Genomic DNA, 18,226 nt, shown 5'->3' with positions numbered 1-18,226 from the left:
GTCATTTCCGAAGCCGGCCACCCGAACCGGCCATCGCGGACGGCTCTCTTGATGAGGACATGGTGCAGGAAGGGGCCGGAGGGGAGATCAGTGCTTGAGATCGCTCAGTTCTCCGCTGACGTTGAGCAGTTCGTGGCACTGGGAGGCCTGCTTGCCGGAGGCCGGAGTGCCCGGCTGCTGGCAGGTCACACTTGCCGTCACCGTCTGGTTCTCGGTGACCTCGATGGGAGTCACCCAGTGGTAGTCCTGGTTGCGGAAGGTCTCCAGCGCGATCGTCGTGATCGTCTGGTCGCCGAACTTGATGGTCAACAGCCCTTGGTCGCCCTGGAAGTTGGCGACGACGATGTCGGTGATGCCGAGGACCTTGCCGGCCGGCACCTGGTAACTGCCCACCGCGGCGGCGCCGCTCGCGGTCTGTACGTCGATCGTGGCGGAACTCTGCTCGCCGGTGCCCGGCACGGCCCGGCCGGAGCCGCCGTCACCGCCGTCACCTCCGCCGGTGCCGCCCTGCTGTCCGGTGCTCGGCTGCCCGGCACCCGGCTGGCCCTGGCCGCCGGTCGCGCCCCCGCTCGCGCCCGGCGTGGGCGGGGCCGCGGTGGGGGGCGGGCTGGGCGCCAGGGTGTGCTGGTCGACGACCTGCTGCGCGGCCTGCTTGGCGGAGCTGCGCACCGCCGGGCGCACCAGGGCGAACCAGGCCAGCAGCAGCGCGATCAGCGCCGCGAGGAGGGCGAGCAGCCACCTGGGCAGGATCGGGAGCTGGACGAACTCGCCGTGCAGCTGCCGGCGTTGCCCTGCGGGCTGCTGCGCCCCCGGCTGCTGCGGCGCCGCCTGCTGGGTCCCCGGCTCCTTGCCGCCCGGTTCGTTGCCGCCCGGCGCCTCGGCGGCGGGCTCTCCGCCGACGGCGACTTCGAAGGGCCAGGAGGCCGGCTTGCCGAACCAGATCAACTTCCGTGCGCGGACCCGCACGCGGACCTCGGCCGACTCCCCGGGCTGCAGGCGCAGCCGGTCCGGGGCGACCCCGAAACGCAGGTCCTCCCCGGCCTGGGCGGGCGCGAAGGTGACCGCGCTGGGCGCGTTGCCCAGGTTGCGCACCGCGGCGCGGTAGCGCGCACGCAGCCAGCCGCGGCGCCGCCGGGGCGCGATCTCGGCCTGCAGCTCGTGGAACGGCGTGACGGTCACCGTGGTCTCGGGGACGGTCACCAGCTCGGGCCGCTCGGCGGGCAGCACCCGGATGCCGAGCGGGAAGTCGCCCGCGCGCACCTCGGGCGAGCGCGGCGGGGCCAGCTGCACCGTCACCGTCTCGGAGGTCCCCGGATAGAGCGAGACCCGGGCCGGCTCGACCGTCGTCCACGGGGCACACTCCCCGACCACCTCCAGCGAGTAGGCCTCGACGATGTCGGTCCCGTTGCGGACCGTCAGGGTCGTGGTGGCCACGCCTCCGGGCGACACCGTCAATGCGGGAAGGCCGAGTTCGGCGGATGTGGTCATAGCGCGACGGTAGGACCGCCGTACCGCCCGCGCAGAGGGACGTGCGGGCAAGGCGCGGGCAGGCCCCTTGCCCGGGCGAACAGACCCCCGCCCCGGCCGTGCCCGGGGCCGGCGCCGTGACGGGGAGGCCCGGCCCTCAGCACCACACGTCCATTGGCCCGCAGGAGTAGAACGGATCCGTTCATGACGTCGATCGAGACAGCCCAAGAGGCGCCGGTGGCGACGCGGTTCGCCCGCGTCCCCCTGACCGGAAGGGACGGGACACCCACCGGGCCCGGATCCGCCGAGGTGCGGGTCAAGGCCGCCCGGGTGCCGGTGGCGGTGTTCGCCGAGGACATCATCCTGCACACCGGCGTGGTCCAGCAGTTGAGGCAGCGCCCGGAGGTGGAGCTGCTCACCGACGGCGAGACGGAGAGGGCACGGGTCTCGCTGATGGTGGTCGACGTGCTGAACGACGCCGTGGCCGAACGGCTGCGCACGCTGCGCCGCGGCACGCAGAGCCGCACCGGGCTGGTGGTGGGCCGCTTCGAGGCCGGCGGGCTGCAGACCATCATCGAGTGCGGCGTCACCGCCGTGCTGCGCCGCTCGGAGGCCGACCAGGACCGGCTCGTGCACCTGGTGACCGCGCTGGCCAACGGGGAGGGCGTGATGCCCGGGGACCTGCTCGGCACCCTGCTCGACCGGGTCGGGAGCCTGCAGCGCACCATGCTCGACCCGCGCGGCCTGACCCTGTCGACCCTCACCGCCCGGGAGGCGGAGATGCTCCGGCTGGTCGCCGACGGCCTGGACACCGCCGAGATAGCGGTGCAGACCTCCTACTCCGAACGCACGGTCAAGAACGTGCTGCACGAGATCATCACGCGGCTGGGGCTGCGCAACCGCGCCCACGCGGTGGGGTACGCGATGCGCCACGGGCTCATCTAGGGCGCCCGGGGCCCGGCCGCTCGGCCGGTTGCCCTCGGGGGCACCGGCGGCTACCCCCGGCACGGGTCGCCGGGCTCTGCCCCCGGCGCCCCGGGCCGGGGAGACTGCCGGGAGCACCGCCCTTCTCGGTCTGTGAGGTTGAGCGTGATCGGCGCCCCCGGTACTCCCCGCCCCGAGCGGCGGTCGGCACGAGCCGTCGTCGCGGCCCTGCTCTGCCTGGCCGCCGTCGTCCTGACGCTGGGCTTCGCGCACTCCGACGCGCCGGGCGGCACGCGCCCGGCGGCCGCGGACAGCACCCCGGCCGCTGACCGGATCGTCTTCGCCGGTACCGACCACCGCAGCCTGGCCCGGGTGACCGGCGCGGCGTCGACCACGCCGCTGTTCGGACCCGGTCCCGCCCACTTCGACGTGGAGCCCTCGGCCCGCGGCGACCAACTGGTTTTCAGCAGCCTGCGCGACGAACCGCTGCCCCAGGTCTACCTGCGCGACGCCACCGGCGCGGTGCGCAAGTTGACCACCGGCATGGACACCGCCGACCCGACGCTGACCCCCGACGGCACGTCCGTGGTCTTCGACGCGCTGGAGCCCGGCGGCACCAACGGCGCCTCGCAGCGGGACCTGTGGCTGGTGAAGACCGACGGCACCGGGCTGCGCAGGCTCACCGACACCACCTCCAACGAGACGCACCCGACGGTCTCGCCCGACGGCCAGTGGGTCGCCTACACCTGCGACGCGGACCCGGCGCACACCCAGGTCTACCTGATGCCGCTGGCCGGCGGCGCCTCACGGCGGATCACCGACGTCACCACCGGCAGCGCCTTCGACCCGGCCTGGAACCCGGTGAACGACGACGCCCACGCCAACCAGATCGTCTACACCTGGGACCAGGGCACCGATCGCGGCCCCCAGCTGATGCTCACCTCGCCCACCGGCGGCGACCGGGCGTTCTTCCCCGGCACCGGCTCCACCTGGCAGTCCGGATCGGCCGCCTGGCTGCCCGACGGCAGCGGCGTGCTCTTCCTCAGCCCCAACCAGCCCGACGGCACGCTGACCGCGATCCAGCACCTGTACCGGGCGCCGACCTGCTCCTGCACCCCGCCCCAGCCGCTCTACAGCGACGACCGCCTGCTGCAGACCCCCACCTGGCTGGGCAACCAGAGCGACGGCGGGCCGGTGGTGGAACAGACCAGCGCCTCGGCCGCCGACGTGGCCGACGTGGAGGACGTGCGCCCGGACGGAGTGGACCCGCGCGACCTGGGCATCAGCGTGCTGCGCGAGGACCCGGCCGCCGACACCGACACCGACCCCGGCTCCGATCCGCTCTTCAACCCCCGCCCCGGCTACGACCCGTGGTTCGAGCGGCAGGGCTACACCCCCGACGGCCGGCAGATCGTGGTGACCCGCTTCGAGGACTCGCCCGCGGGCCGGATCGAGCGGATCTGGCTGAGCGGGGCCGACGGCTCGGACCCGCAGCCGATGAACCTCGCCGGACGCGGACCGAACGACTGGGACACGGACCCGGAGATCTCGCCGGACGGCACGCTGATCGCCTTCACCCGGACCTCGCCCGGCGGCATCGGGGCGGCCTCCGGGCCGGGGCGGGTGGTGATCGCCCAGGTGGCGACGGGCGCGATCGTCGGCACCATCGAGCCGCCCGCCGGGCAGCCGGGGGCCTATGACGCGCAGCCCACCTGGTCCCCGGACGGCAAGCTGCTCGCCTTCACCAGGACCGAGGTGATCGACGGCAACGGCGCCAACAAGCACGTGTGGACGGTGCCCGTCGGCGCGCTCGGCCAGCAGAGCGACCTGTCCGCGAAGGCCTGCCCCGCGGGCTGCGCCGTCATCGACGACAGCCCCGCCTTCTCCCCGGACGGGAAGCAGGTCGCCTTCAACCGCAAGAGCGGCGACGGTGCGGTGGACCAGCGCGACGGCATCCTCATCGCCTCGTCGACCGGCGGCAGTTGCACGGTGGTCCTGCCCGCGGGCCTGACGAAGGACCCGAGCGCCTGCACCCGCCCGCTGCCGGACACCTCCGCCACCGGCCCGTTCCAGCCCCGCGACGCCGCCTGGACGGCCGACGGCTCGCAGCTGGTGCTGACCTCCCGCCGGGCCCTCGCGCCCGACTCGCCGGAGGGACTCTCGGTCTACGACGTCCCGACCGGCAAGCTCATCCCGCTGGACTGGAACCTGCCGGGGCGCCAGAAGGAGCCGAACATCCAGCAGTCGGTGGACCTGTCGCTGAGCGCGCCGGCCAGTACGCCCCCGCTCGTGCCCGGCGGCAGTACGAGCGTGGCGCTCACCGTGACCAACCAGGGGCCCGCGCCCTCGCCGGGCACCGTCTTCACCGCCTCGGTGCCCGGCGGCGCGCGGCTCGGCGGGCTGACGGCCTCGGTCGGACAGTGCGACGCAGCGGCGCTGCGCTGCGACCTCGGCACCCTGGCCCCGGGGGCGCGTGTCGAGCTGACCGCCACCGTGGTCGCCACGCTGGTCGGCGACCAGCCGTTCGGCTGGAGCGTGGCCGGGTCGGTGGTCGACCCCAACCCCGCCGACAACGCGGCGCAGACCGTCGTGCCCGTGGTGGCCGCGCCGCCGCCGACCACGTCGCCGCCGACCCCGCCACCCACCACCACGCCGCCGCCGTCCTCCTCCCCGCCCGCCCCGCCGCCGACCACGCCGGCCGCGGCGCCTTCCGGCGGGCCGCAGCAGCAGCCGGGGCCCGCGCCGAAAGCCGGACCGGGCGTGTCCGTGGCAGCCCAGCCGGACCCCGGCTACGTCGGCGGCCATGTGACGGTCAGCTACACCGTGCGCAACGACGGCCAGGCGCTCGCCACCGGGCTGCGCCTGTCGCTCGGGCTGCCCGCCGGGGTGCCCGCCGAGGCGCTGCCGCCCGGCTGCGCGGACGGCGCATGCGCGCTGGGCGACCTGTCCCCGGGCGGACGGGAGGTGGTGCAGGTGGTGCTCGCGCCGAACGCGGCCCTGCGGGCCACCGTCACCGCCGTGCTGACCACCACCGGCACCGACGCCGACCCGGGGGACCACGTGGCGCGGACCCCGCTGCGGATCCTGCAGCCGCGCATCGTCGCGGTGCCGCCGATCGGCAAGCCCGGTTTCGTGACCTCGGTGCGCGGCCTGGACTTCCCGCCCGGAGCGCCGGTCACCTTCACCTGGCAGCCCGGCATCACCGCCGCCGCGGCGCCCACCGTGCCCGCCGCCGACGGGACCTTCGCCGGGCAGCTGCTCATCCTCCCCAAGGACCAGACCGGGCCGCGGACCATCACCGCGAGCGGCCCCGGGTTCTCGCCGGTGAGCTGCCCCTTCCTCGTGGTGGCCGGCAGCATCGGCCCGCCGGAGGAGGTGCAGCGGCGGTGATCCACGAGGTCGACGAGGCGCTGCGGCTGCTGCTGACCGAGAGCGGGCTGCCCGAGCGCGGGGTGGAGGTGGTCTTCGACTCGCCCACCCGCGACTGGGCCGCCCGGCGCAACAGCCCGACGGTCAGCGTCTTCCTGCACGGCATCCGCGAGGAGGTGACCCGCCGGCAGAGCGGCACCGCCGCCGAGCACGACACCGACGGCGTGGTGGTGGCCTGGCGCGCCGCGCCGCGCTGGTTCGAGCTCTCCTATCTGGTGACGGCCTGGGCCGGGCGGCCGCAGGACGAGCACCGGCTGCTGGCGGAGACGCTGCACTGCCTGACGGCGGTGGACGCGCTGCCCGTGCGGCTGCTCACCGGGACGCTCGCCGAGCTCGGGCTCACCGTCGGGCTCGACACCGCCGGACCGGAGGCGGGCCGGCCGTCGGTCTCCGACGTGTGGTCGGCCCTCGGCGGCGAGTTGAGACCCTCGATCGACCTGCGGGTGCTCGCCCCGCTCTCCGGCGAGCGCGCCCCCGCCGGGCCCCCGGTCACCGAGGGGCTGGTGGTGCGGGCCACCGACACCGGCGACACCGGCCGGGGGACCGGCGCCGGCCCAGCGGACGGCTCCGGCCGTCGGCTGCGCTACCGCGAGGGCACGGACCCCGGCCCGGACGGCTTCGCGGCGCCCCGGGAGCGCCCGCTGCCGCCCGGGCGACGCCGGCGCGGCGGTGCGGCGCGATGACCCTCGACCCAGGGCCTTTCTTCTTGCCGGGCGCGCGGTGTTGGCCCGCAGCGTCAGCTGCTGATGTCGCTGCCCGCCTGGACGCACCGGCGAATCATCCGAGTACGACCCAGTACGAGGACGATCCGCCGGCACGCCCAGCCGGGCCCCCGACACCGCGCGCTGATCCGGCAACATCCATGAGAAAGGCCCTGGCCGTGGCCGGGAGCGCGCCGCCGCAGCCCGGCCACGACCAGCCGGCGGACCGGTACCTGTGGGACCGGCTGGGCCACCTGGAGCAGCGCATCCGGGCCGCGGTCCGCGAGCGCCGGGCCGGCGACCCGGACCCGGACGACCCCTACCGCGGCCAGTACCTCACTCCGGAGGCGGTCGAGCGGATCCTGGCGGCCCCCGCCATGGCGGGCCGCGCGGGCGGCGGCCTCGGCGAGCCGCCGGCGCCGCCGCCCGGGTCGCGGACGGCGCGGCTCGCCGAGGCCTTCGGCCTGCTCACGATCGACCTCGAACTCCTGCTGGTGGCGCTGGCTCCCGACCTCGACACCCGCTTCGAGCGGCTCTACGGCTACCTCAACGACGACCTGACCCTGCGCCGGCCGACCATCGGGCTGGCGCTCGAACTGTGCGGGCTGCCGGGAGCGGGCCCCGGCCGGTTCCGGTTCTCCGCGCACGCCCCGCTGATCGCCGGCGGCCTGCTGGAGATCACCGAGCCGGAGCGCCCGCTGCTCTCCCGGGGCCTGCGGGTGCCCGACCGGGTGACGGCCCGGCTGCTCGGCGACGACGAGGTCGACGGCGCGCTGCGCGGGCTGGTGCGGGTCGGCACCGGGACGGGCGCCGGTGGCGAGGACGGTGCCGGCGCCCTGACCGGGACCGCCCGCCGCTTGCGCGCCGCCGCGGCGACCGGCAGCGGACTGGTGTACCTGCTGGACCGCAGCGGCACCGCCGGCCCCGAGGCGGTCGCCGCCCTCGCGGGCGGGGGCCGCCGTCCGCTGGTCGTGGACGTCGCCGCGCTCGCCGCCCGCCCCACGGACGAGGCCGTGCGCGCGCTCGTCCCGCTCGTCCGGGAGGCGCGGCTGGGCGGCGGCGGTGTGGTGCTCGGCCCGCTCGACCGGCTGGCGCCCGAACGCCCCGAGCGGGCAGGGCTGTTGCGCGAGCTGTGCGCCCGGCTCGCCGGGGTGCCGCTGATCGTGCACGGCAGCCCGGCCTGGGAGCCGGGCTGGGCGGCGGAGAGCCCGGTGGTCCTCGCGGTGCCGCCGCCCGACCCGCGCGAGCGCGCCGAGCGGTGGGCACGCGTGGTGCGTGGTGCGGCGGGCGGTTCGGGGGGCGAGGAGGCAGGCGGGGCGGCGGCGGGCGGTTCGGTGGGCGGTTCGGGGGGCGGCGAGCCGGTGCCGAGCGCCGAACTGGCCGAGGTGCTCGCCCCCTACCGGCTGGACGAGGACCAGTTGGCCAGGGCCGCCGACGTGGCGGCCAGGACCGCCGCGGCCGAGCGGCGCCCGGTGCGCGCCGAGGACCTGCGGGCCGCGGTGCGGGCGCAGAACGGGGCCGGGCTCGCCCGCCTCGCGCGTCGGATCGAGCCCGCGGTCGGCTGGGGCGACCTCGTGCTGCCCGAGACCACCTCGCGCCAGCTGCGCGAACTCGCGCTGCGCGCCAGGCACCGCGACCAGGTGCTCGGCCAGTGGCGGATGCGCCCCGGGGGTGGCCGCGGGCGCGGGGTGATCGCCCTGTTCGCCGGCGAGTCGGGCACCGGCAAGACGATGTCGGCCGAGGTGGTAGCCGCCGAACTCGGCATGGAGCTCTACGTCGTGGACCTGTCCAGCGTGGTGGACAAGTACATCGGCGAGACGGAGAAGAACCTGGAGCGGATCTTCACCGAGGCCTCCCAGGTCAACGGGGTGCTGCTGTTCGACGAGGCGGACGCGATCTTCGGCAAGCGCTCGCAGGTCAAGGACGCCCACGACCGCCACGCCAACGTGGAGTCCGCCTACCTGCTGCAGCGGATGGAGTCCTTCGACGGGATCGCGATCCTGACGACCAACCTGCGGGCCAACCTCGACGAGGCGTTCACCCGGCGCCTGGACGTCATCGCGGAGTTCCCGGTGCCGGACGAGGCGCAGCGCCACGCCCTGTGGGACCGCTGCCTGGGCTCGTGGATCCCGCGCGGGGACGACCTCGACCTCGCCTTCTGCGCGCGCCGCTTCGAACTCGCCGGCGGCTCCATCCGCTCCTGCGCGGTGACCGCCGCCTACCTGGCCGCCGCGACGGGCCGGCCGCTGGAGATGGCCCAGCTGGTGTCGGCGGTGGCGCAGGAGTACCGCAAACTCGGCCGCCTGGTGCTGGCGGGCGAGTTCGGCGAGTGGCTGCCGGGCTGACGTGGCCGGTTGCTGACCGCCGGCCGTGGTCCGCTGGTCCGCCGGCCGTGCTCCGTGTGGCGCACGTGGCCCGCGCGGTCCGCCGCCGGGTGCCCGCCGGGGCAGCGTTCTTGCCCCTGGTCCGGGACCCGGGGACATGTCCTGGCAGGCGGCCCCACCGCAGACTCGGTGGCGGATGATCGGACCGGCCGAAGGAGCAGCATGCCGTCGTACCTCACCCCGGGTGTGTACGTGGAGGAGGTCCAGTCCGGTGCACGGCCGATCGAGGGAGTCGGCACGGCTGTCGCCGCCCTGGTCGGCTTCGCCGAGACCGGCCCCTGGCACGAGCCCACCCTGGTGACCAACTGGGACCAGTACGTCCAGCTCTTCGGCGGCTTCACCGAAGGCAGCTACCTGCCGCACGCGGTCTACGGCTTCTTCGCCAACGGTGGCGGCTCCGCCTACATCGTGCGGATCGGCGAGCCCGGCCGCGCCGCGACCGGCAGCGCGCCGGAGCCCGCCCACCGGGCGCCGGCGCCCACCGCCATCGCGGGCTTCCTCGTCGCGGCGCTGCCCGGCACCGGCGCCGACGTGACCGTCGAGATCGCCGACGCCGAGGGGGAGAACGTCCCGGAGGACCGGTTCCGGCTGCTGGTCCGCAAGGGCGGCGAGGTCGCCGAGACGTACGAGGTGTCGACCCGCAGGAACACCAAGGGCTATGTCGTCACCCAGCTGCGCGAGTCGAAGCTGGTCACGGTCACCGAACAGCCCGGCAGTGCGCCGAGCCGGCCCGAGCGCCAGTCCTTCGCCCTCGCCGAAGCCCCCGCGCCCGCCGCCCCGGCCGCCGCCCCCGCCACCCGACTCGACCCCGCCGAGTACGTGGGCGACGCCTCGGCCCGCACCGGGTTCGCGGGCCTGGAGTCGATCGACGAGATCACCATGGTCCTGGTGCCCGACCTGATGAGCGCCTACCAGCGCGGCGACCTGGACGCGGAGGGGCTGCGCACCGTCCAGCTGGCGGTGATCTCGCACTGCGAGCAGATGGGCGACCGGATCGCCGTCCTGGACACCCCGCCGGGCCTGAGCGCCCAGCAGGTGCGCACCTGGCGCAACCACGAGGCGGGCTACGACTCCCGCTACGCGGCGCTGTACTACCCGTGGATCAAGGTCTTCGACCCGGCGAGCGGACGCAACGTGCTGGTCCCGCCGAGCGGGCACGCCGCCGGGGTGTGGGCCCGCAGCGACGCCGAACGCGGCGTGCACAAGGCCCCGGCCAACGAGGTCATCCGCGGCGCGGTGGACCTGGAACTACGGCTGAGCAAGGGCGAGCAGGACCTGCTCAACCCGATCGGCGTCAACTGCGTGCGCGCCTTCCCCGGGCGCGGCATCCGGATCTGGGGCGCGCGCACCCTCGCCTCCGATCCCGCCTGGCGCTACCTCAACGTGCGGCGGCTCTTCAACTACCTGGAGGAGTCCATCCTGCTGGGCACCCAGTGGGTGGTGTTCGAGCCCAACGACGACCGGCTGTGGTCCAGCATCCGGCGGAACATCACCGCCTTCCTCACCGAGGAGTGGCGGCGCGGCGCGCTGTTCGGCCAGACCGCCGCGGAGGCCTTCTACGTCAAGTGCGACCGCGAGAACAACCCGCCGGAGTCCATCGACCTCGGGCAGGTGATCTGCGAGATCGGGGTCGCTCCGGTCAAGCCCGCCGAGTTCGTGGTGTTCCGGCTGGCCCAGTTCTCCGACAGCACCAGCCTCGTCAACGAGTGATCAGCACAGTTCGGCACAGTTTCGGCACCCTGGGAGGTGACAGGAAGTCATGGCTGAAGGCGATCCGCTCTCCACACATATCTTCGGCGTCCAACTCGGCGGCTACAACGTCGAGTCCATCAAGGAGGTCAGCAACCTCACGGTCGATCAGGAGGTCGTCGAGTACAAGCAGGTGACCCAGCAGGGCAAGCTGCTCGTCCGCAAGCAGCCCGGCGCGCGGATGCCGGGCGAGGTGACGATCACCCGCGGTCTCGACAAGAGTTCGGCGTTCTCGGACTGGATCAAGGAGACCCTCAACAACGGCGCGATCAACACCGCACGGCAGAACCTCACCATCGAGGTGAAGGACACCACCGGGGCCACCCTGCGCCGCATCCAGCTGATGAACGCCTGGGCGAGCCGCTGGGAGGGTCCCACCCTCACCGCGGGCGAGTCCAGCGCCGCGAGCGAGACGGTGACCATCGTGTTCGAGGAGATCTCGGTCGAGTGAGGCGACGGATCGGCGTTGAGGAACTCCTGGCGCAGGCCCAGGCGGAGGCACCGGCCCCGGCGGCACCCGCACCGGCCCGGGGCCCGGCCGCGCCGCCGCGGTCCCGGGGGCACGAGCTGCGCACGGAGTTCGACTTCGAGCTGCCGCGCGGGTACGTCGACGACGAGGGCACCGTGCACCGGCACGGCAGCATGCGCCTGGCCACCGCGCGGGACGAGCTGATGCCCCAGATCGACCTGCGGGTCAAGGAGAACCCCGCCTACCTCAGCGTGGTGCTGCTGAGCCACGTGATCACCAGGCTGGGCACCGTCACGGACGTGCACGCGGGTGTCGTGGAGCGGATGTACGCCACCGACGTGGCCTTCCTGCAGGACTTCTACCAGCGGATCAACAGCGAAGGGCACACGCGCGCCGCGGTGACCTGCCCGCACTGCGACGGCGCCTTCGAGATCGACCTCGCCGGTGGGCGCCTGGGGGAATCGTGACGTACGCGGCCGGCCGGCTGTACGAGGAGGTCGCGTACATCGCCTACCACTTCCACTGGCAGCGGGATGCCGTCCTCGATCTGACCCACGACGAACGACGGCGCTGGGTCCGGGAGATCGCGCGGATCAACACCCGTGTCAACGAAGGCGGATGAGCGGCATGGGCTTCTGGGACGGGCTCGCCCGCCGGACGGGGGGCAGGGGCGCGGGGCCTGCGGAGGTGGCCGGGGTGGCCCCTGCGGAGGTGCCCGGGGCGGTGTCCGGGGCGGTTCCTGCCGCGGACTCCGGTGAGGGGATCCCGGACGGGGGCTGGCGGGCGGTCGCGCCCGTGGCCCCGATGCTCGCCGGGCCGGTGACCGGGGTCAGCGACGGTCTGCGCTTCCGGTCCCGGCTCGCCTCCTGGCAGAACCCGTCGCGCTGCGGCAGCCTCGGCCACGCCGTGCTCCCGTCGGCGCCGGCGGGCATCCTGCGGGCGGTGGCCCGGCCGCTGCGTCCGGTGGGGGCCGCCGGTGCGGACGGCGTCGTGCTGCCGTACGTGACGCCGAGGCCGCCGGACGAGCCGTTGGTGGAGTCGGCGGGGGTGGAGCCGGCGAGGGCTGCGGGTGCGGTGCGGCGGGGTGGTGCGGCGCGGCAGGTGCAGCGGTCGGGTGCCGGCAGGCCGGGCGGTGCTGCGGGTGCCGGCGTCGAGAACCGGGCGGCGGCGCCGGCTGCCGAGGGTGAGGCCTCGGGGCTGCGGGAGCCGCGAACGGTCCGGCCGCGCCCCGTCGGTCGGCCGCTGACCGCGGCGCCGCGCCCCGGTGCGCTGCCGCTGCGGACGGTCGCTGTGGTGCGGCCCGTTGTCGGGGAGCCGACCGGGCCCCCAGCTGAGAGCCCTGAGGCGAGTGCGGCGGTTGTGGCCCAGCCGCAGCCAGTGACCGAATACCGGGCTGCTGGGCCCGCCGGTGGTGTGGTCCAGCGCGCCGCGGCTACCGGCGCCGTGCCGGGCCGACCCGTTCTCGGCGCGCCGCTGACCGCGCTGCCCGCGAGCGCGTCGTCTCGGCCTGCGGCCCAGCGGCCCGGTGGAGCTGACCGTGCGTCCGGTCCGTCGGCTGCGCCGATGCCGATCGTGCGCGGGGACGCCCACGTGACCGGTCCTGGAGGTCCGATGGCCGGGACGGCAGAGTCGGGCCGCCCCGCGTCCACGGCCACCGGCGCCACCCACGGGCAGCGCTCGGCCGCTCCTCCGGCGGACGGCTCTCCCCCTGCGCGGGGGCGTGGGGGGCTGGGCGCGCCCCTCAACGCGCTGCCGCCGACCGCAGCCGTGCCGGGCGGCCGTCCTGCGCGGCCTGGCGAGCGGCACGGGCGGTCCGAGCGGCCCGAGCGGCCAGGCGAGCGGGGCCCTGCTGTGATGCGGAGTACGCAGCCGGTGGGGAGGAGCGCTGCGGACGGCGGGTCGGGTCCCGGCGGCGGCCCTGTCGCGCAGCGGTCGGCCGCGGGGAGCGGGACGGGGCCGCGCCGGGAAGGCCCAGCCCGGGACGCTGCCGCTGCGGGTCCAAGCGGCGGCGCGCTCGGTGCGCGTGGGGAAGGCGTTGTCAGCACCGGGCAGTCCGGCGGCGGTGCGGATCCGACCACCGTCCAGCGCGCGGCCGATGAGGGGCGATCCGACACCGGTCGCCGGGTCGCGACCACGCGCGGGGGTGCACGGGACGGCGGCAGCAGGCCGATGGCCCGGCAGGCTCCGGGTGGCGGGCCCCGACCTGAGGCCGGCGCACCGCCGGGGGCCACGCACCTCGTCCCGTCGGCGCCGCCTGCTGCCGTGCCGCAGCCACTTGCCGTCCCGCCCCGGCAGGACGACCGCGAAGCCTCGGACCAGGCCCGGCAGCCGTCGGCGCCGGCCCGTCCGCCGATCGGTGAGCGGCCGGTGCAGCGCGCTGTGGCGGCGAGCGGTCACATGCCGGCGGTGCCGGTGGTTGCTCCGCACGGCGCGGCGCGCACGGCCGGGGCCGTCCACCGCACGCGCGGGCTGCTCGGCGAGCGGCGGATGAGCTTCGCGCTCCCGGCGACCGCGGCGGCGCGCGCAGCTGGTCCCGGGGCGGCCGCGCCCGCGCAGCCGACCACACCCGTGGTCAGGGCCGCCTGGCGCCAGGACCCGCCCGCGCCCGCCGAGGGAAGGTCGGGTGCGGGCCGGGCGGTGCCTGGGGCGGCTGTGCCTGCGGCTGCGGCTGCGGCTGCGGTTGTGCAGCGGTCGCGGGGCGGACGGGGGGTGGCGCCGGTGGGTTCTCCGGTCGGCGTTGCGGGGCGGTCGGCTGCGGGGATGGTGACCTCTGGGGCGGTTACCGGTGCGCAGCGGTCGCGGCGCGGGCGTGGTGTCGCGGGCACGGTGGTGGCGCCGGTGGGTTCTCCGGTCGGCGTTGCGGGGCGGTCGGCTGCGGGGCGAGCGGTACCCGGGGCGGCTGCCGTCCAGCAGCGCTCGCGCGCTGGTGGGCAGCCAGGTGCGGCTCCCGCTGCGCCCAGCGCCTGGCGGCGCGGGCTCACCGTCGTCCTGCGGCGGGCGCTGCCCGGAGGTGGGCCTGCGGGCCCTCGCGATGCCGCGACCCCGGTGGCGCCGACGGCCCCTGGTGCTGCCGTCCGTCCGCCGCGACCGGGCGCCGCGCATGCCGTGGCCCCCGTCCTTCGTCCGTCGACACCCGGGCGCCCGGGCGGCGGTGCTCGCGCGGCGCTCGCGCCCGGTGGCGCTGCCCCGGTGCAGTTGGACGCGCCGTACGTCGCGCCTTCGGCCCGGTCAGGTCCCGCGTCCGTGGCCGTGCCCGCGCCAGGTCCCGCGCCAGGTCCCGCGCCCGTGCCAGGTCCCGCGCCCGTGCCAGCGCCCGTGCAGCGTGAACAGCGCGGCGCGCCTGCGGCCGTGGGCCGGGCCGCTGCGCCCGGCCCGGTGGTCCGCCTGGTGCCTCCGCGCAGCGCGGCGGCCGTCCAGCGGTTGCCGGTCGGTGCCCGGCCCACCCGGTCGTCCGCGGTGCCCGTGCCAAGCATGGACCCCGCATCCACGGTGGGCGGCTCGCCCGCCCGCTCGCATCCGTCGGCCGGTACGGCGGTGGTGCTGCGGCGGGTGGCCGAGCAGGCGGGGCTGTCCGGGGTGCCGTTGACCGCCGTACCCGCCCGCACCCCGACCACCGCCCCCGCCCCCGGCAGGGCGACTCCCACCAGGACCACCCCCGCCACCACCCGTACGACCACCCCGGCCGCCACGTCACCCCCGCCCACGTCCCCGCCCCCGAGCGCAGGTCCGCCGCAGGTGGCCGCCGCCGAGCTCGACGAGCTGGCCCGGCGCCTGATCGAACCCGTCGGCCGACTGCTGCGCGCCGAACTGCGCAGGGGAAGGGAGCGCGCCGGGCGGCCGTACGACGGCCACCGCTGAGCAGGCGGGGCACGCGTGGCAGGCGTGGCAGGCATGGCGGACAGGGCAGCGGCGGGCAGGCGACGGAGGCAGGAATGACCGACAACATCTTCGCGACGAGCGTCTTCTTCAGGCTCACGATCGGCGGCAACGATCTCGGCGACTTCACCACCTGCTCGGGACTCGGCGCCGAGGTCGAGATCGAGGAGTTCGCGGAAGGCGGCAACAACGGCTTCTCCTGGCAGTTGCCGGGCCGCATCACCTGGTCGAACATCACGCTGAGCCGCGCGGTCACCGCCGACACCGCCAAGATCGCGCGCTGGCTGGACGAGATCGTCCGGCGGGTGGAACCGAAGGACGGCGAAATCGTGGCGCTGCGGCCGGACTTGAGCCGCATCGTCGCCTGGCAGGTGCTCGGCATCGTCCCGGTGCGGTGGCAGGGGCCCTCGTTCGACCCCGCGAGTTCCGAAGCCGCGGTGGAGAGCCTGGAGATCGCCCACGTGGGCCTGCGCCCGTCATGACCCACTGCCCCGCCCGACCAGCCACCGGACCCGCCACCGGACCCGCCGCCCGCCCTGCCCCAAGACCAGCCGCCCGCCGCACGGAAGGAGGTACCGGATGTCCTCGGCGATCCCCGCGAGTGTCACCCGCGCCCAACTGACCATCATGGAGCCCCCGTCGGCGATCGGCGCCCAGCCCGGCGGGGCGATCGTGAGGCTGCCGCTCCAGTTCAACCCGGCGACCCTGGTGCTGCGCAAGTCCACCGAGTGGCGGCGCACCCCGTCCCGGATGGCGGGTCAGTCGGCGCTGCCCGAGTTCGTCGGCAGCGGTCCGCGCTCGCTCTCGCTGGAGGTGTTCCTGGACGCGACGGCGACCCATGACAACTCGGTGGAGCGGGCGGTGGCGGAGCTGATGAAGGGCTGTGTCCCCACCCCGAGCAGCCTGGCGAGCAAGACCCCGGCGAGCCCGTGGCTGCGGCTGGACTGGGGCACCACGCAGACGACTTCGTTCAACGGGGTGCTGACCGATCTGTCGGTCACCTACACGCTCTTCGACGTGGACGGCAAGCCGTTGCGGGCCGTCTGCGCGCTCACCATCGAGGAGGCGAGCGTCGACCCGGCGGGCCAGAACCCGACCTCGGGCGCGCCGGAGGCACGCAGCACCCACCAGGTGATCGCGGGCGACAGTCTGCCGCTGCTCGCCTGGCGCGCGTACGGCGACGCGGGCGCCTGGCGCACCATCGCCGAGGCCAACGGCATCGACGACCCGATGGTGCTCGTCCCCGGCAGCGAGCTGATCGTGCCGGGCACCGCGGAGCGGACCCGGGGCGGGCGCCCATGAGCACCATCGAGGAGCGCGGCGGCCGGTCCTTCGCCGCGGACCCCGTCGTCGAGGCGCCGGGCCCGCTGGCGCCGGTCTGGGCGAAGCAACTGGTCTGCTGCGACATCGAGGAGAGCGTCGGCCTGCCCGACACCGCCGCGCTGACCTTCCGCGACGCCAACCACACCTTCCTCACCGCGACCGGGATCACCATCGGCACCCCGCTGCGGGTCTCCGTGGTCACCGTGCAGGGGCACGCGCAGCTGCGGCTGTTCACCGGCGAGGTGACCGCCGTGGAGCTGGAGGTGGACACCACGGGCTCGTTCACCGTGGTGCGGGCCGCGGCGGTCACCCACCGGCTGATGCGCGGGCGCCGGGTGAAGGCGTTCCGCAACATGACGACCGCGGACGTGGTGCGCGAGGTCGCCGCGGGCGCGGGGCTCGGCTGCGGGCGCGTCGACGCGTTCGCCGTCGTCCACCAGCAGCTCTCCCAGGCCAACATCCCGGACTGGGAGTTCCTCCAGTACCTGGCGCAGGAGAGCGGCGCGCAGGTGCGGGTCGACGACGACGGGCTGCTGGAGTTCGTCAAGCCCCAGCCCGCTTCCTCGGCCCCGGCCCCCAGCACCCCGGCGCCGCTGAGCCCGTTGGTGCTGGAGTACGGGCGCAACCTGCTGGAGCTGCGCGGTGTGCTGACCGCCGCCGGCGGGGCGCAGACGGTCGAGGTGCGCGGCTGGAACGTGACCACCAAGAGCGAACTCGTCGCCACCGAAGCGTCGGTGACCGCGCAGACCGTGCAGCCGGGGATGAGCCCGTCGGTGGTGACCGGTGCCTTTCGCGGTCCCACCCGGCTGACGGTCGCCGACACCCCCTACCGCACGCAGGCGGAGACGGCCGCCGCGGCCGGGTCGATCGCCGCCTCGGTGGCTGCCGGGTTCGGTGAGTTGGAGGTGGTGGCCGAGGGCAATCCGCGGCTGCGGGCGGGCACGCCCGTGGCCCTGGGCAATGTGGGCGCCGCCTTCTCCGGGCGCTACACCGCGACCGCCGTGCGTCATCTCCTTGAGCCGTACCGGGGTTACCGCACCACGGTGGTGGTCAGCGCGGCGCCGGACCGTTCGCTCGCCGGGCTGGTGACCGGGGGCAACGCCGCGCCGCGCGGGCCGCGGATGCCGGGGCTGGCCATCGCCGTGGTCACCGACGTCCGGGAGCCGGGGGACGCGCAGCGCGGCTGGGTGCGGCTGAAGTTCCCCTGGCTGGACGACAGTTACGTCTCCGACTGGGTACGTACGGTGCAGTGGGGCGGTCACGGGGGCGGCGGTGTGTTCAGCCCCGAGGTCAATGACGAGGTGCTGGTCGGCTTCGAACAGGGCAGCCTGGACAGCCCCTATGTGCTGGGCGGCCTCTACAACGGCCTGGACGCGCCGTCGCCGCACGACGTCCCGCTGATCAGTGCGGGCAGCGGCCGGGTCAACCGCCGTTCGCTGGTCTCGCGTTCGGGGCACCGGCTGGAGCTGCTGGACGTGCCGGGCGGCCCCTCCGGGGTCCGACTGGCCAGTGGTGACAAGAAGTTGGAGGTCAAGCTCGACGAGCAGAACGGCCAGATCGTGCTGACCGTCTTCGGTGCGGCCGGTGGGGCGGCGGCGAGTTCGGTGCGTCTCACCTCCTCCGGCATCACTCTCGACGCCGGCGCCGGGGAGGTGCGGCTGACCGGTGGCTCGGTGACCGTCAGCGGCCGGACGGCGGTCACCGTGGACGGCGCAGAGGTGACGGTCACCGGCCGGACGGCGGCCACCGTGGACGGCGGTGCGATGGCGGTGCTCAAGGCCGCTCTCGTCAGGATCAACTGACCCCGGACAACCCGACCCCCGGACAACCAGAACCCCGAAGAGCCCGACCCCCGAAGAGCCCGAACCCTGAAGAACCCGGACCTCGAACAACCCGATTGGAGC

At 75.3% G+C, this 18,226-nt stretch carries 13 protein-coding genes; 12 read left to right on the top strand and 1 reads right to left on the bottom strand.

Features of this window, described 5'->3' with window-relative positions; translation table 11 throughout:
* Nucleotides 1-87: 87 nt before the first annotated feature.
* Entirely contained in the window at nt 88-1,488 is a 1,401-nt protein-coding gene (locus OG294_RS04290) for a COG1470 family protein (protein ID WP_327065031.1), read from the bottom strand.
* 183 nt (nt 1,489-1,671) lie between these two features.
* Between OG294_RS04290 and OG294_RS04285 the strand changes: the two genes are divergently transcribed.
* From OG294_RS04285 to OG294_RS04230, 12 genes are all read left to right on the top strand, one after another.
* On the top strand, nt 1,672-2,412 hold the full coding sequence (locus OG294_RS04285) for a helix-turn-helix transcriptional regulator (RefSeq protein ID WP_327065030.1): 741 nt from the start codon (nt 1,672-1,674) through the stop codon (nt 2,410-2,412).
* 147 nt (nt 2,413-2,559) lie between these two features.
* Nucleotides 2,560-5,781 carry a hypothetical protein gene (locus tag OG294_RS04280; RefSeq protein ID WP_442789308.1) on the top strand — a complete coding sequence of 1,074 codons (3,222 nt, stop codon included), beginning with the start codon at nt 2,560-2,562 and terminating at the stop codon, nt 5,779-5,781.
* Nucleotides 5,778-6,503 (top strand): DUF4255 domain-containing protein, encoded by a 726-nt coding sequence (locus OG294_RS04275; protein ID WP_327065028.1) that lies wholly within the window; start codon nt 5,778-5,780, stop codon nt 6,501-6,503. The genes OG294_RS04280 and OG294_RS04275 overlap by 4 nt, the downstream gene beginning before the upstream one ends.
* A gap of 179 nt (nt 6,504-6,682) precedes the next feature.
* The gene (locus OG294_RS04270) at nt 6,683-8,866 is read left to right on the top strand and encodes an ATP-binding protein (RefSeq protein WP_327065027.1); all 2,184 of its coding nucleotides are present in this window, start codon (nt 6,683-6,685) and stop codon (nt 8,864-8,866) included.
* 201 nt (nt 8,867-9,067) lie between these two features.
* On the top strand, nt 9,068-10,615 hold the full coding sequence (locus tag OG294_RS04265; protein WP_327065026.1) for a phage tail sheath family protein: 1,548 nt from the start codon (nt 9,068-9,070) through the stop codon (nt 10,613-10,615).
* A gap of 49 nt (nt 10,616-10,664) precedes the next feature.
* The gene (locus OG294_RS04260; protein WP_327065025.1) at nt 10,665-11,105 is read left to right on the top strand and encodes a phage tail protein; all 441 of its coding nucleotides are present in this window, start codon (nt 10,665-10,667) and stop codon (nt 11,103-11,105) included.
* A complete protein-coding gene (locus OG294_RS04255) occupies nt 11,102-11,590 on the top strand; it encodes a hypothetical protein (protein ID WP_442789106.1) in 489 nt (162 codons plus the stop codon). The genes OG294_RS04260 and OG294_RS04255 overlap by 4 nt, the downstream gene beginning before the upstream one ends.
* Entirely contained in the window at nt 11,587-11,745 is a 159-nt protein-coding gene (locus tag OG294_RS04250; RefSeq protein ID WP_327065024.1) for a DUF6760 family protein, read from the top strand. The genes OG294_RS04255 and OG294_RS04250 overlap by 4 nt, the downstream gene beginning before the upstream one ends.
* A gap of 2,849 nt (nt 11,746-14,594) precedes the next feature.
* A complete protein-coding gene (locus OG294_RS04245; protein WP_327065023.1) occupies nt 14,595-14,981 on the top strand; it encodes a hypothetical protein in 387 nt (128 codons plus the stop codon).
* 74 nt (nt 14,982-15,055) lie between these two features.
* A complete protein-coding gene (locus OG294_RS04240; protein WP_327065022.1) occupies nt 15,056-15,481 on the top strand; it encodes a phage tail protein in 426 nt (141 codons plus the stop codon).
* 97 nt (nt 15,482-15,578) lie between these two features.
* Nucleotides 15,579-16,301, top strand: a complete 723-nt coding sequence (locus OG294_RS04235; RefSeq protein WP_327065021.1) for a CIS tube protein — start codon at nt 15,579-15,581, stop codon at nt 16,299-16,301.
* Nucleotides 16,298-18,124, top strand: coding sequence for a VgrG-related protein (locus OG294_RS04230; protein ID WP_327065020.1), 1,827 nt, complete (start codon nt 16,298-16,300; stop codon nt 18,122-18,124). The genes OG294_RS04235 and OG294_RS04230 overlap by 4 nt, the downstream gene beginning before the upstream one ends.
* The last annotated feature ends 102 nt before the right edge of the window (nt 18,125-18,226 follow it).

It is taken from the genome of Kitasatospora sp. NBC_01302 (assembly GCF_035976515.1).
GTDB lineage: Bacteria > Actinomycetota > Actinomycetes > Streptomycetales > Streptomycetaceae > Kitasatospora.
Note: the sequence above shows the minus strand (reverse complement) of the source record. Positions and strands in the feature narration are given on the sequence as shown.